The organism is Algoriphagus alkaliphilus (assembly GCF_900103735.1).
In the GTDB taxonomy this organism is placed as follows: Bacteria; Bacteroidota; Bacteroidia; order Cytophagales; family Cyclobacteriaceae; genus Algoriphagus; species Algoriphagus alkaliphilus.
In genome coordinates this window covers 134,252-148,307 of the sequence record NZ_FMXE01000007.1, presented here as the reverse complement: position 1 = coordinate 148,307, position 14,056 = coordinate 134,252, and the positions used below count along the sequence as shown (strand labels likewise).

Below are 14,056 nucleotides of genomic sequence, written 5' to 3'. Positions count from 1 at the left end.
ATAAACCAAAACTATATTTTAGTATTTTCATTTTTTCTAGATTTTTTGGTTAATAAATCCAAGGTGCGGGAGGATTCTTGTCCCAGAACACTTGTACGCCTAAATTAGCTTTTTGAACAGCATTCGTATTGGTTACCATGTAATTGTTAGGATAGAGGAAGGATCTAGGGAATAGCCCAGGATCAGTCTCCAATCCAGGCTGCATGTTAGCTGGCTTTCCTGTTCTTCTATACAAATCGTAGGATTCCCTACCATTTCCGAAAAGAGACAACCAATATTCTCTACCGACTACATTCATTCTAGCATCTGTAGAAGTTGCCGCGTCAAATTCATTGCTCACATAAGTGACATAATTGTCTCTTGATGTAGCATGATTATCATTACTGATAAATCCTGTAATCACACTGCTTTCTGGACTTGTCAAAGCGAACGCTCTTACGTAGTTGATATGCTTCGTGATACCACTTGTCAGATAGGTCTTTGCATTTCCTGTGGTTCCCAAGGTCAAGGCAGCCTCTGCCAACATGAAGTCTACATAAGCAGCAAGCATGATTGGGTGAATTCCTGCACCGCGTGCTCCCAATTGAATATTATTGACAGGCGTAGCTGAATTGTTGTCAAATCGACCTCCTGAAGGGTATACCCCATAAGCAGTTCTTCTCAAACCATCCGGTGGAATACCGTCTGGATCCAAGTGATCACGTCCCCAATAACCTTTGTTTCCCTCGGGGTTACAATAAGGAAAACCACCTGTCAAGTAATGAGGAGGAGGCAGCTGGGTAATACACTCCTGCTCAGCCGGATTAGTGGTGTTGGTAAGGGCTTGACGATACATGTAATACCGAACTCTAGGATCATCGAATCCCTTCGCCACAGTCAAATGATGCATATAGAAGGTTGACTGATAATCCCCTCCACCATTCGTATACTGATCGGCAAATTTGGGATGTCTGGAATCAGGATCAGCTGCAGTAGTACCAAAACGGAACACAAAGTCCTCACCGACACCTATCATATTATTTGCTGTAATCAGTGCATTGATTCCGGTTCTTGAAGCAGCAGCATCAACCAATCGGGTATTAAGGAAATACTTCAATTTCAAGGTATTAATCAATTTTACCCAACGTGTATAATTTCTGTTATAGAAATAATCATTTGGAGTTCCTGCAGTTGATGTAGCGGTAAAATGTACGGCAGCTTCATCCAAAAGAGCAAAAGCCTTTTCATATACCACTTTCGCATCATCCGTCTTTGGGTTAAAATTGGCCGCATCAAGTGCCTCTGAAAAAGGCACATTTCCATAGGTATCGACTAAGTCAAACAACACCATGGCTTTGATCGTTTTTGCAATACCTAGATGCCTTTGCAAATTAGATTCTACTGCCAATGGCTCCAAAAACTTGATGTCAGCAAGTATGTTGGCATAAGCATTTGTCCAAGTTCCATTGGTTGAAATCGCATCATACGCGTTGATGTACAATGCAGAACCCTGATTAATCTGACGCGTCAATCTTGCTCCTCTATCTGAAATACCATACCACAAACTCTGGTAATCCAACTGAATCCTGTTTAAAAGAAAACTCGGGTCAGCAGTTTGAGCATTTACTTCATTGGGATTTTCCAGTAACTCCTCCAATTTCTCATCGCAAGAAGTCACAAACACCAAACCGGCGGCAACTGTCAGGCCATATATAAATCTTTTCATTTTCATGTCTATTAAGGGTTAGAAAGTAAGAGTTAACGTTCCACCCATTCTTCTTGAACTAGGGCCAGTCACGAAATCAAATCCAAGACCGTTACCAACTCCTGTACCCAACACGTCCACATCAAAGTTCATGTTCGGAGGGAAGTTGAGCGCATTAAACCAAAGGTTAGTTCCGCTCACAGCAAAAGTCGCTCTCTTAAACGGTGTCTTGGCAATCAACGTATTTGGCAAGTTGTAAGAAAGAGAAACTTCTCTCAGTCTGATCATTGAACCGTCAAACAAGTTGGGCTCATTGGTTGCACCCTGATAGCCAGAGAAGAAGTAATCAGATGCAGTGATTTGGTAATCGTTAGGGATATACCTAGGTGATCCGTCTGCATTGTTACCATCTTGTCTTACACCAGGCATAATGAAGGAAAACTCTCTATCAACTACAGGATCTAGGGTCACACCTCTTGCAAGCGTTGCTGTAACAGTATTTGAGTAAACAGCTCCCTTGTGTCTGTATTCAAGCATGAAGTTGAGGTTAAATCCCTTATAATTAAAAGAGTTAATCCATGAACCATTCCATGCTGGGTTTGGATCTCCCAAAACGACAAGTCCGGGTGATGGTTTGTGAACACCATTGGATAGGATAATTGGCTGTCCGGCAAATTCCTGACCTGCAGGTACACGGTCAAACCCGATACCTTTGATCACGTTGAAAGGTTGTCCGGGAATTGCGAAGTTACCCAAGTTAGTATATCCTGCAACAACAACTTCCTGTAAACCTCCACCCAACTCAATAACTTCGGTTCGGTAAGTAGACCAGTTTAAAGTTGAATTCCACACAAAACCTGAAGCGGTAGATACCGGAGTTACAGTCGCTTGTACTTCAGCACCTCGTGTTCTGATTTTTCCAATGTTGATGGCAGTGGAAGTAAAACCTGTAGAAGGATCAATTGGAGACTGAGTTATCAAATCTCTGGTGTTTTTATCATACAAGGAGATGTCAAATCTCAACTTGTTATTGAACATTACACCTTCAATACCAAATTCCAATTCCCCGTGAAGCTCTGGTCTCAGGTTTGGATTACCCAATATGTTGGATACAGCGTGCGTCGTAGTTACTGCACCACCAACATCAAAAGCTCTGGCGGACTGTGCCAAAAAGTTTCGGGTACTATAAGGAGAAGGATAACCGGCAGAAGTACCATACCCCAATCTCAATTTCAAGTCATTTAGGGTAGAAGAACCCCAGTCAAATGCTGTAGTTGGAATGAAGGAAATAGATGCTCCCGGATAGAGGATGCTTCTGTTTTGTTTCTCTACAGTTGAGGTCCAGTCATTTCTTGCAGACAAGTTCAAGAAGAGGTAGTCAGAGTAATCTAAGGTAATATTGGTATACACCCCGTATCTTCTTTCTTCCCGGATAAAGTTCAAGCCAGCACCAGAATATGCATCCGTCGAGGCAGAAGTCCTAAAGTTGGAATGCCTGAACAATCCGAAGGCAAGCTGACCTTGAGAAGCAATTCCATTTTGGTCATAAGTGTCAAAACGGGAGTTCCCTCCAAGCAAGGCACTCATGCTAAACTTATCAGAGAGGTCTCTTTTCCAATTCAGGATCAAATCCTGATTCCAGATGGTATTATTGATGTTAATTGATCGATAGTAACCATTTCTCGTAGCCAGATTAGCCGTTGCCCCACCCTTATTATATCTCACTTCCTGCAATTCTGAATAGGTATCCAAACCCAGACGATAAGTCAAAGAGAAATCATCATTGATATCATAGTTCAATGAAGTAGAGTTGAAGAATCGCTTTACATTGGAGGTATTGGTGTAGTTTTTTACCAACCAGTTTGGATTAGTGATATCATTACCGGCACGGAAATACACAGAACTTTTGTCAACCGGGTGTTCGTAAGGAAGGTTTTCCAAATCAATCGAACGCGGTGTAAACAAAACGTGGCCGAATACTGATGGAATAGCACTACCTGAACCTGATGAAGCGTTCACTGGAGGAGACTGAAGATCCGTAATTGAGAAGGTAAATGAAGAATTTACTGACAACTTATCCGAGATAGCAGAATTAATACCCATACCAAAGTTGTACTTTTTAAGGTCATTACCAGGCAAATAACCTTCTTCGTCAGTATAACCGAAGCTAGCGTTGTAACCAGTTTTGTCAGATCCACCAGAAACTTGAACTGAGGTATTGGAAATCAAACCCGTTTTGAAGAAGACTTCAGAAGGATCTTTGTACGCCTTATACTCATACTGTACCGGTGTGCCTCCTACGATCCCATTCACCCAGAACTGAGGGAATGCCTCTCTGATGGATTGAATACTTGAAGTTGCATAAGGGTGGTTAATAGTTACACCTTGATCCAATCTGCCTCCCCAGTTAGAGAAGAAGAATCCCCTATCCTGCTGGAAACCATTACCGTAAGTCTGACCATACGTTGGCAAGGAAGCTGCCTCGTTGGTAAATACAGATTGGTTGATGGTAACTTCAGCAGCTTTTCTTTTGGAAGCACCGGATTTGGTAGTGATCAGGATTACCCCGTTTCTACCTTGGTCTCCATATAGAACGGTTGCTGAAAGACCTTTCAGTACAGACATGCTCTCGATATTGTTTGGATCGATGTCCAAGAATCGGGATGATGTAACACCACCACCTTGAGCAAAACTGTTCTGGTTGTTTGTGCTGGTGTTGAAAGGCACACCATCTACTACGAACAAAGGCTGGTTAGAACCGGTCGCAGAGGAATACCCCCTGATTACCATATTGGTACCTGAACCTGACATACCATTGGTGGAAGTAATATTCACACCTGGTACTTTGCCTTGGAGTACTCGGGCCACGTCAGATTCAGGACGATTCTCCAGCTGCTCACTGCCCACTGTGGTTACGGCGTAACCCAGTGCTTTTTTCTCCCTTTCGATACCGATCGCCGTTACTACCACCTCGGATAGTTGCGACGCGTCAGTCGTTAGAGTGATGTTGACTACGGATCGGTTGCCTATTGTCTCTTCCTGGGATTTTAGACCCACAAAAGAGAAAATCAAGACATTAGATCCCGCCGGTACACTGATAGAGTAATTACCATCCAAATCGGTGGTAGTACCTACTGTCGTACCCTTGACGAGAACCGTTGCCCCTGGCAACCCTAGTCCGTCTTCCTCGGAAATTACCGTACCGGTAATTACCCGTTGTTGCGCCGACACCTCGAAGCTGAGGGTCATGGTGAAAAGCGCAACAACAAAGAGTAAAGCTTTTCTCATAAGGTATTTAGTTTAGTTGATCTGTAAATAAAATTTATTATCCGCTAATTTCAAAAGCGGTAAAAATTTCGTGTAGGCGGAGAGAAAAGCACATTATTTGGTCGCAACCGATAATGTTAACAATTATTAACGGAAATCAATGGATTTTTTAACATTCGCAAAACAATATTTTGAAAAATTGAAAAAAAGATGAATCCCAAAAATAATTTTCAACTGCAAAAAAAAAATAAATAGTGTTGAAAAACTGTTTTTAGCTCATTTTTAAGAATAAAAAGTACCCCTATTGATATTTTTTCCAATAAAATTTTTAAAACCAGGAATTTTTCCAAAATAGAAAATTTGAAATATCAAAAAATCAGGATTTCACGTTAATTTTTTTCATATTTTCCGTCTTTTTTTTGCAAAAAAAAGAAAACCCAGTTCATTTATTCACCGGTTTTTCAATTTCAAAAGGAATATCTCAAAGTGAAGGATGCTTCATCTCCCCATAACTTTGTAAAGTCAACAAAATTATATGCAGGTTTCCAATCCAAACTTAAATAGATATTAGTGTTGTAAAAATTGTATTCTAAACCCACTATAAAATCAATCCCGTACGCCTTATAATCTTCTGTTCCCTTATAAACCCAAGGCGGCTCGGCTTTAGGTTCTTTCCAAATCCCATAATGTACTCCCCCGCCAATATACCACTCCATCCCCCGGAATTCCCTGATATCCATGTGCCGCTCATAAAGCAAAGCTGCATTCCACCCTTTCCAGCGGTTAAAAACCATAAGTTCGACCGCAGAATGGTCAGTTACAAACCGTTTAACTGAGCCCCCCAATGAGGTCCCTGCCCGAATCCCTACCATGGTATTATAATACCCCTGTTGGGCTTCAGCAAGAAATGACCCGAAAAGCAGTAATACGAAAAGAGCAGAAAATAAAAAAAAATTTGGCTTTTTCAAGGCAGTAAGTTTATCCGTTCAAAAAGTAAAAGCTTTTTCGGGAGTAATACAATAATCCAAGCCTATATCGTGCGATTCGGGTTCAATCTGCTCCTCGGGTTCGTAAAAACTCAATCCGATCTTAATAACCTCAGGCTTTAGTTTTCTCAGAAATAAATCATAAAATCCTTTCCCAAATCCAACCCGGTTTCCAAATTTATCATAGGCTAACAGGGGGACAAAGACCACTTCAATTTTTCCCGGCGAAACCAAGATAGATTCCTGCGGAACAGGGATCCCCCACTCATCCATGAAAAAAGCAGCTTCTTTGGGCAATTTCAAGGTTTCCAGTTCTGTGTTGGTTTTATTCACCTGAGAGGTGTACAAGGTTTTATCAAGTTGATCCAAGATCTCTTTGATGTAAAACGTGTTGACCTCATTAAATCTGTCGATGGGAAAAAACAGATGAAAATGCTGAAGCCCACTTCTTTGTTCAAGCCATTTTTGAAACTGAGCAGTGATTGCTTTGGATTTGGATTCCACTTCTTCGGATTTCAGACTTTTTCTCAGCTGTCTGTAGGCTGACCGTAGTTCTTTTTTGGTCTTCATGCGTATTCCAATACCATCATATTAAAGTCAAGAGGATCAAAGCAGCCCAACAACTCTTCGATCAATTCAGGGTTATTTAAATAAAACTGCATCATATTCACTACTCGCTCCTGGGGGCTGCCTCCCGGTGCAGTAAAGTCCAAAACAGCCTTAGCGCGATTCAACTCTACGGCTAGCCTTTTCTCCTCGGCTTTTCGCAGTTTGGAACCCAACTGATCCAGGATCTTCAAGCTTCGTGCTTTACCTGCCTGGAAGGCTGACTGCAGACTTTTCTCCAAAGCGGACGCTTCTTTTCCTTTCGTGTCAAAAAGTTGGCAGAGCGCATCCTTTTCCGCTTTCATACTAAAATCAACCTGAGCTTGTCGCGCTACAAATCCCTTCTTCCAGCTATCAAAATCAATAAAAACATCAGCTCCCTCCCAGCCCAGTTGTTCCAGTTTTTTCAAGACCGATCCATCCAGAATCAAAGCGAAATTTCGCGGAAGCAACACGGGAAATGGAATTTCAAACTGATCAAAAACCCCCTTCAATTGAAGCCAATAAACCACTTCGGCCGGACCACCCAAATACGCCAAGTTGGGCAGAATCATCTCCTGATATAATGGCCTGAGAACCACATTTGGACTAAATCGCTCAGGATTGGACTCAATCATGGCTGCAAGTTCATCTGAGGTAAATCTGATTTCGGTATTTACCACCTGATATCCACCCTTGGATCGTTCTATCCGCTCCCGAAGGCCCTTAATCAGATAAAAAAAGTTGATCTCCCTGGGAAAAATCTTGCTCTTGTATCCCATCTCTTCCAATTTCCGCGAGGCTATTTGCGCTTTTTCAAAAGGGGAGTGATCAAAAATATCAGCCTTCATCACCGGCTTCAAAATGCTTTTAAGCATTGCGTCATGCCCATCAACTACGATCAGACCATGCGAACCAAATAGTTGATTCACATACTTGCGAACTGCCTCTCCCAAAGTTTTACTGGACTGGTAGGCTTCTTTGAATACATCGGGAGCAAATTGTGTTTCTTTTAAAAATGCTTTGAAAGAATCATCCAAAACGAAATCACCGACCGCTCCCGTTTGACCGGAAGACCATTGGTATTTTTTACCGTCAAGTTTGAAGTAATTGATTTCATCAAAATCATGGTCCTCAGTTGCCATCCAATACACCGGAACGAAATTAAACTCGGGGTAGGCTTCCTTCAGCTTTTTGGCCAAGTTGATTGTGGAGACGATCTTGTAGATGAAGTAGAGCGGTCCGGTAAACAGGTTTAACTGATGTCCGGTAGTGACTGTGAAGGTTTTTTTGCTGAGAATTGCCTCAAAATTGGCAGAAACTTCCTCAGAAATTTCTAAACCTGAATATTGCTTGTGCAGTGTCAGATGAAGAAGTTTTCGGTTTTCATCGGGAAAATTTTTCTCCGCGATTGCATCTTTGAAGCTTTCCAATTTGGGTAAGTGGGTATAAAATGACCTCAATGCCTCTTTACCTTCGATGTAATCCAAAAAAAATCCTGAAAACTGTCCCGTCTTATTCAGATCTACGCAGTGTTTTTTCATCGGAATGGGTGAAGTATGTTTGGGAAGTCTAACTTAGCACTTCGAACCAAAGTTCGGCTTTTTTTGTAAAAAACAGGACATCTTACATCAATGGCAGGTATAAGTGGCGAAAAAGTCGAAATCAAAAGAAATTGAATTCTTTTCTTGAACCAATGCCTTCATTTTAGATTCCCTGTTAGCGCTAAACCAATAAACATGTTTCCATATAAGCGATTTTTCCTGAACAATGGCCTAGAGGTGATCGTCCATCAGGATCACAGCAGCAAAATTGCCGTTTTCAATCTGCTCTACAAAGTTGGATCCCGTTTTGAAAAATTGGGGAAGACCGGACTGGCCCATTTTTTCGAGCATTTGATGTTTGGTAGCTCGGCCAATGTCCCTGTTTTCGACAGGGAATTGGAGCGTGTTGGCGGATCCTGCAATGCCTTCACCAGTCCTGACATCACCAATTATTACATGACACTGCCGGCAGCAAATATTGAGACCGCATTTTGGCTGGAATCGGATCGCATGCTGCAAGTGAGTCTGAGTGAAAAAACCATCGAAACTCAACGCAAAGTAGTGATGGAAGAATACAAGCAGCGTTACCTAAATCAGCCTTACGGAGATGTATGGCATCATTTACGGGATTTGGCATTTGAAAAACACACCTACCGTTGGCCTACAATCGGTCAAACCCTTCATGATATTGAAGGCTATACACGGGAAGATGTACTTGATTTTTATCAAACGCATTACCATCCGGGAAATGCCATCCTGGTTGTTGCGGGTGACGTGACGCTTTCTCAAATTGAAAAATTAGCACAAAAATGGTTTGGTCCAATTCCCTCCAATCCGCTGACTCGAAACGGCATCCTGGAAGAGCCCGTCCAAACTTTCAAAAAATCCAAATCCCTTCAGGCAAAAGTCCCGACTGATGCCTTATACAAAGCATATAAAATGCCTGCAAAAGGTCAACCGGGCTATCTGGAAGCCGATTTGATCAGTGATATTTTAGGATCCGGAAAATCTTCGCTTTTGGAACAGCGGCTTGTCAAAAACGGTAAAATCTTCGCTTCAGTCGGAGGCTACATCACCGGCTCTGTGGACCCCGGACTTTTGGTGTTTTCCGGAAAAATGGAATCCGGAGTTTCGTCCACCACAGCTGAAAATGCTTTGGACGAGGTAATTGAGGAATTTCTCCAAAATGAAATCTCCGAACGGGAACTTCAGAAAATCAAAAACCAGGGTGAGGCGATGAAAACCTACGAATCAATTCAGCTGCTCAACCGGGCAATGAACTTGGCCTATTTTGCCCATTTGGGAAATCCTGAATTATATTGGAGCGAATTTTCCGAAAAATCAAAAATCGAAGCGCCACAGATCAAAAATTGGGCTACTAGGCTCTTAAAGGAAGATCAAGCTTCAGTTCTATACTATCAATCGACCAATTAATGGTGCCATTCAGAATAGGTTTTGGATACGATGTCCATCAGCTACAACCCGGCTATGATTTCTGGCTGGGAGGAATAAAAATAGACCATGAAAAAGGTGCAGTAGGCCATTCCGATGCCGATGTACTTATCCATGTAATCTGTGACGCACTTCTCGGCGCAGCCAACATGCGAAATATCGGCTACCACTTCTCTGACAAAGACCCTAAATTCAAAGGTATCGACAGTAAGATTCTGCTCACAGAAGTCATGAAAATGATCCGGGAAGCAGGATACGAAGTGGGTAATTTTGACTCCACCGTCTGCCTCCAAGTCCCCAAGCTCAATCCTCATATACCTGCAATGAAAGCTTGCCTAGCTCAGGTAATGAATGTGGAAGAGGATGCCATTTCCATCAAAGCCACCACTTCTGAGCATTTGGGCTTTGTGGGTAGAACTGAAGGAATTGCCGCCTACTGCACCGCTTTGATTTATAAAGTATGAGCAAAAAATTAAAAATCATCACCACTGAGGATGGCTCACATTCTCTTTATCACGAGGAATTGCAGGAAACTTACCACAGTTTTCATGGCGCATACCGCGAATCAATTCACGTGTACATGATCTATGGTTTGGATTCTTGGTTGGCCAGAAATCCGCGGAAGTATCCGATTCGGGTTTTTGAGCTTGGATTTGGAACAGGACTTAACGCATGGCTTACATTGGTATGGGCAGAACAGAATCAAGTCCCTGTCCTTTACCACACCATAGAACCCTTTCCTGTTGAGAAAGAAATCTATTCCCAACTTAACTACATTGAGCATGATCATGGGATTTGGCATTTTCACAAGTATTTCGAAGCGCTGCATACCGCACCTTGGAATGAAGGTGGGCCGGTATCCGAATACTTCAACTTCAAAAAGGATATCGTAACCCTCGAAGAAGCTCAGCTTTATCCCTCAGATGTGGTCTTTTTTGATGCGTTTGCGCAGAAAAAGCAGCCTGAACTTTGGAAAAAAGAAAGTTTGGAAAAAGTTACAGATGCCATGCGTCCCGGTGGGCTTCTTACTACCTACGCCGTAACCGGACAGCTGAAGCGCACTTTGAAAGAACTCGGCTTGCAAGCAGAAATACTTCCGGGTCCTCCTGGAAAAAAGGAAATGACTCGGGCATGGAAAAGTAGTGAGCGGTAGGCAGTAAGCAGTGGTCAGTGGGCAGGCGATGACCGATGAGGAGAAACCAAGGAATGTAAGCAGTAAAGAGTAAATAGTAAGTGGAGGAGCGGCCCAAAAAGCGCAAGCTTTTTCTCTGCGATCTCTAAAAAGCCTCCCAATATTCAAAACCTTTGAAGCTCAAGTTTGGCTCAATTCCTAAGAAAACTTACGTCTCACTTTTTACCACTTACAAAATCCCATAGACTTCGCCGTAAACTGTTTACTGAGACTGAATACTGGAACAAGTTTTGTCCTTAATAACAAAAACCATTAATCATGTACAACCTAATCCTCGTCCTTCTATTTACACTTTACCAAGGCCCTCAATTTGACGGCCCCAAACTTGAACGAATGGTCCAGGAGCGGGACAAACTTCACACCCAATGGCGATCTTCTGAAAGTAAAAAATCCGGAATTTTTGGTAACCGCACCAAAAAAGACATGGTCGAAACCAACGAATGGCTGGAGCGAATCGTCTCCAAGGACAATCAAATCATGGATGAACTTCGGATGATTGGCTCCATAGAAACTACCGTAATCTCCCAGGAAAAGGATGATTATAAATCCATCACCATAAAACTGGAGCAAGATGTGCAAGCTCTGAAAAGAGCAGTAGCAGAGCGAGATAAAGAAATCGAATCCAAACTTCGCGAACGAAGAACGTTTGAATGGACGACTCTGATATTTTTTCTAAGTACCGGCTTTTTAGCTTGGTGGGTCTATAGATCAAAAAAGCCTCTGTCGGATAAACAGAGGCTTGATTTAAATTAATTGACTCGAATATATTCTTTGATAGGAAACTCAAAACAGGCAATACTTGGGTTTATGGTCAAGCAGTTTTCTTGAAACTGAAACCGTCTTCGATCGCTTGAAAAGGTCAAAATTCCTTCAGGTATTCTGAAAAAATCAACTATTCCCGCATTCAATTCGGATTTTGGCACATAGAGAGGAGCTTCTTCATGAAGACCGAAATACATCAATACATCTGAATAATAATATTTGAAAGTATCCCCTTCTAAATTGTACCAAGAGGTAGTAACCAACCGGAAGCCTAAATCTGGTCCAGTTTCCAGTTCTCGAACGGTGATAGTGAGGTCAAAAATACTGTCATTTTTGAATTCCAATGTTTCTACAAACCAGAGATCCAGGGAATCTACAAATACACGGCTTTCCCAAGTTCCTATTATAGGACTGATCGGTGCTTCATTTTCAGTACAAGAAATCAATGCTGCAAACACTGCAACTAGGGCGAAAGGGAAATATTTTTTCATGTTATAAAAATTAAGTTTGAAAGTATTTCAAAAACGAAATTACTAGTCAAAACGATACAAACATGGCAATCTTTATTTCAACCTCGCAATTGGCGTTCTTGCTCCTTTAGTCACTTGATCCATGGTGCAAAGAATCTCCGCATCAAGTGGTAAATACATATCCACCCGTGAGCCAAATTTGATAAAGCCAAATTCACCTCCTTGATCCAGCTGAGAGCCTGCCTTTACATACCATTTGATTCTTCTGGCCAAGGCTCCGGCAATCTGTCTTACCATAATCCTGGTTCCATTTTGATCCTTGATCACCATGGAAGTTCGCTCGTTTTCGGTACTGGACTTGGGATGCCAGGCCACCAGATATTTACCGGGATGATATTGGAAATATTCGACTTCACCTTTGACAGGCGATCGGTTGACATGCACATTGATCGGAGACATAAAAATGGAAACCTGCTTTCTTTTTTCTTTCAGGTATTCATCTTCGAAAGCCTCTTCTATCACGACCACTTTTCCATCCGCAGGTGCAAAAACAATCCCCTCTTCATTGGGCAATGGGAAAATCGGGTTTCTGAAAAACTGCAAAATGATCAGGTACAATGCCGTGCTGACCAAGATAGACACATTGATAAGCAACCTTTCCCCAGGTAAATAATAGTAAAGTAAGTAGTTACCCGCGACAAGGATGATCATCATCCAAAATAGTAGCACTCTTCCTTCTCGATGTATAGTCATAACGATTGAATTAAAAAGGCGCGGAAAGATGATCCCCACGCCCCAAAGGTAAAAGATTTAACTAAAATACGACTTAGAACCCACCTCGGAAGGTGTAAGTCTTTGCCACTTTATCGATTGCCACGATGTATGCAGCTATTCGCATGGGCACACTGTACTTCACAGATGCCTCGTAGACGTGCTCAAAGGCATCTTTCATGATACGATCCGAACGACGATTAACGCGGTCAGCGGTCCATTTGTAGCCCAATCGGTTTTGTACCCATTCGAAATAAGATACGGTCACTCCACCGGCATTGGCCAAAATATCCGGAACAGCCATGATTCCCTTTTCATTGAGGATCGCATCAGCTTTAGCCGAAGTTGGTCCATTTGCCCCTTCGACAATGAGTTTAGCTCGGATATGTTCAGCATTTTTTGCTGTAATCACATCTTCCATTGCTGCAGGTACGAGAACATCTACCTCTAAAGTCAATAGATCATCCGCATTTTCCATGCGGTCACCACCTGTAAACCCTTCAAGGGTTCCTTTATTTAGGTCTTTGTGTTTGATTGCTTCCTGGATGTTGATTCCCTTTTCATTGTAGAATGCCCCGGTATGATCAGATATAGCAACGATTTTCAATCCCCTTTCTTCCAAAAGTTGGGCCGCCCAACTCCCGACATTTCCAAAGCCCTGTACAGCGCATGTGGCAGAAAAAGGATTGATTTTTAGCTTTTGCATCGCTGCCAAAGCAGACACCATCACTCCTCGTCCAGTTGCCTCTGTTCTACCCAATGATCCACCGAGAACCAAAGGTTTTCCTGTAACCACCGCAGGTATAGTCATCCCGTGTGCTTTGGAGTATTCATCCATCAACCAGGCCATTTCTCTTGGGCCAGTTCCCATATCGGGTGCCGGAATATCTTTATCCGGGCCAAAAACATCGATCATAGCCATGGTATAGGCACGTACCAGACGTTCTATTTCACCTTTGGACATTTCGCGTGGGTTACATCGTACCCCGCCTTTAGCCCCTCCATAAGGAATGTCCACCACTGCGCACTTCCAGGTCATCCAGGCAGCAAGTGCTCGGACTTCATCCAGATGCACATCAGGTGCAAATCGGATTCCTCCTTTTGCCGGACCCAGGATATTGGAGTGGATGACCCGAATGCCTTCGAAAACCTGAATTTTACCTGTGTCCATGGTAATAGGTAGGGAAACGATGACTTGCTTGGCGGGATTCTTCAACACATTGTAAACTTCATCGGAGAGGCCAAGTTTCTCAGCAGCGATGTTAAATCTTTCCATCATTGACTCCAAAGGATTTTCTTTGTCCTTAATGGGAGCCGGTTCAATGTAAGCCATATTGGGTTCT

General features: G+C 42.5%; 12 protein-coding genes. 4 read left to right on the top strand and 8 right to left on the bottom strand.

Going from position 1 to position 14,056, the window contains the following annotated elements; translation table 11 throughout:
• Positions 1–49: 49 nt before the first annotated feature.
• The 5 genes from BLQ81_RS06350 to bshC all read right to left on the bottom strand — a co-directional run bounded on the left by BLQ81_RS06350 (position 50) and on the right by bshC (position 8,066).
• Positions 50–1,705, bottom strand: a complete 1,656-nt coding sequence (locus BLQ81_RS06350; protein ID WP_092729167.1) for a SusD/RagB family nutrient-binding outer membrane lipoprotein — start codon at positions 1,703–1,705, stop codon at positions 50–52.
• Between the two features lie 18 nt (positions 1,706–1,723).
• Entirely contained in the window at positions 1,724–4,972 is a 3,249-nt protein-coding gene (locus tag BLQ81_RS06345; protein WP_092729112.1) for a SusC/RagA family TonB-linked outer membrane protein, read from the bottom strand.
• A gap of 446 nt (positions 4,973–5,418) precedes the next feature.
• Positions 5,419–5,919 (bottom strand): hypothetical protein, encoded by a 501-nt coding sequence (locus tag BLQ81_RS06340; RefSeq protein WP_092729111.1) that lies wholly within the window; start codon positions 5,917–5,919, stop codon positions 5,419–5,421.
• Between the two features lie 18 nt (positions 5,920–5,937).
• Positions 5,938–6,507 (bottom strand): 5-formyltetrahydrofolate cyclo-ligase, encoded by a 570-nt coding sequence (locus BLQ81_RS06335; protein ID WP_092729110.1) that lies wholly within the window; start codon positions 6,505–6,507, stop codon positions 5,938–5,940.
• Positions 6,504–8,066, bottom strand: a complete 1,563-nt coding sequence (gene bshC, locus BLQ81_RS06330; RefSeq protein WP_092729109.1) for a bacillithiol biosynthesis cysteine-adding enzyme BshC — start codon at positions 8,064–8,066, stop codon at positions 6,504–6,506. The genes BLQ81_RS06335 and bshC overlap by 4 nt, the downstream gene beginning before the upstream one ends.
• A 195-nt stretch (positions 8,067–8,261) precedes the next feature.
• Between bshC and BLQ81_RS06325 the strand changes: the two genes are divergently transcribed.
• The 4 genes from BLQ81_RS06325 (at position 8,262) to BLQ81_RS06310 (ending at position 11,463) form a co-directional block, all read left to right on the top strand.
• Positions 8,262–9,500, top strand: coding sequence for a M16 family metallopeptidase (locus tag BLQ81_RS06325; protein ID WP_092729108.1), 1,239 nt, complete (start codon positions 8,262–8,264; stop codon positions 9,498–9,500).
• On the top strand, positions 9,500–9,982 hold the full coding sequence (gene ispF / locus BLQ81_RS06320) for a 2-C-methyl-D-erythritol 2,4-cyclodiphosphate synthase (protein WP_092729107.1): 483 nt from the start codon (positions 9,500–9,502) through the stop codon (positions 9,980–9,982). The genes BLQ81_RS06325 and ispF overlap by 1 nt, the downstream gene beginning before the upstream one ends.
• A complete protein-coding gene (gene mnmD / locus BLQ81_RS06315; RefSeq protein WP_092729106.1) occupies positions 9,979–10,671 on the top strand; it encodes a tRNA (5-methylaminomethyl-2-thiouridine)(34)-methyltransferase MnmD in 693 nt (230 codons plus the stop codon). The genes ispF and mnmD overlap by 4 nt, the downstream gene beginning before the upstream one ends.
• 297 nt (positions 10,672–10,968) lie before the next feature.
• Positions 10,969–11,463: a Clp protease ClpB gene (locus BLQ81_RS06310; RefSeq protein ID WP_092729105.1), complete on the top strand. Its 495-nt coding sequence runs from the start codon at positions 10,969–10,971 to the stop codon at positions 11,461–11,463.
• Here BLQ81_RS06310 and BLQ81_RS06305 read toward each other — a convergent pair.
• The 3 genes from BLQ81_RS06305 to BLQ81_RS06295 all read right to left on the bottom strand — a co-directional run bounded on the left by BLQ81_RS06305 (position 11,460) and on the right by BLQ81_RS06295 (position 14,046).
• Complete coding sequence (locus tag BLQ81_RS06305; protein WP_092729104.1) at positions 11,460–11,963, bottom strand: hypothetical protein; 504 nt, start codon at positions 11,961–11,963, stop codon at positions 11,460–11,462. The genes BLQ81_RS06310 and BLQ81_RS06305 overlap by 4 nt on opposite strands.
• 72 nt (positions 11,964–12,035) lie before the next feature.
• On the bottom strand, positions 12,036–12,695 hold the full coding sequence (locus tag BLQ81_RS06300; RefSeq protein ID WP_092729166.1) for a phosphatidylserine decarboxylase family protein: 660 nt from the start codon (positions 12,693–12,695) through the stop codon (positions 12,036–12,038).
• Positions 12,696–12,768: 73 nt separating this feature from the next.
• Positions 12,769–14,046: a Glu/Leu/Phe/Val family dehydrogenase gene (locus BLQ81_RS06295; protein WP_092729103.1), complete on the bottom strand. Its 1,278-nt coding sequence runs from the start codon at positions 14,044–14,046 to the stop codon at positions 12,769–12,771.
• Positions 14,047–14,056 lie beyond the last annotated feature (10 nt).

Coding starts and splice junctions, on each gene's coding strand:
- BLQ81_RS06305 (WP_092729104.1), bottom strand. CDS start 11,963: ATGAAAAAATATTTCCCTTTCGCCCTAGTTGCAGTGTTTGCAGCATTG.
- mnmD (WP_092729106.1), top strand. CDS start 9,979: ATGAGCAAAAAATTAAAAATCATCACCACTGAGGATGGCTCACATTCT.
- BLQ81_RS06350 (WP_092729167.1), bottom strand. CDS start 1,705: ATGAAAAGATTTATATATGGCCTGACAGTTGCCGCCGGTTTGGTGTTT.
- BLQ81_RS06300 (WP_092729166.1), bottom strand. CDS start 12,695: ATGACTATACATCGAGAAGGAAGAGTGCTACTATTTTGGATGATGATC.
- bshC (WP_092729109.1), bottom strand. CDS start 8,066: ATGAAAAAACACTGCGTAGATCTGAATAAGACGGGACAGTTTTCAGGA.
- BLQ81_RS06310 (WP_092729105.1), top strand. CDS start 10,969: ATGTACAACCTAATCCTCGTCCTTCTATTTACACTTTACCAAGGCCCT.
- BLQ81_RS06335 (WP_092729110.1), bottom strand. CDS start 6,507: ATGAAGACCAAAAAAGAACTACGGTCAGCCTACAGACAGCTGAGAAAA.
- BLQ81_RS06345 (WP_092729112.1), bottom strand. CDS start 4,972: ATGAGAAAAGCTTTACTCTTTGTTGTTGCGCTTTTCACCATGACCCTC.
- BLQ81_RS06325 (WP_092729108.1), top strand. CDS start 8,262: ATGTTTCCATATAAGCGATTTTTCCTGAACAATGGCCTAGAGGTGATC.
- ispF (WP_092729107.1), top strand. CDS start 9,500: ATGGTGCCATTCAGAATAGGTTTTGGATACGATGTCCATCAGCTACAA.
- BLQ81_RS06295 (WP_092729103.1), bottom strand. CDS start 14,046: ATGGCTTACATTGAACCGGCTCCCATTAAGGACAAAGAAAATCCTTTG.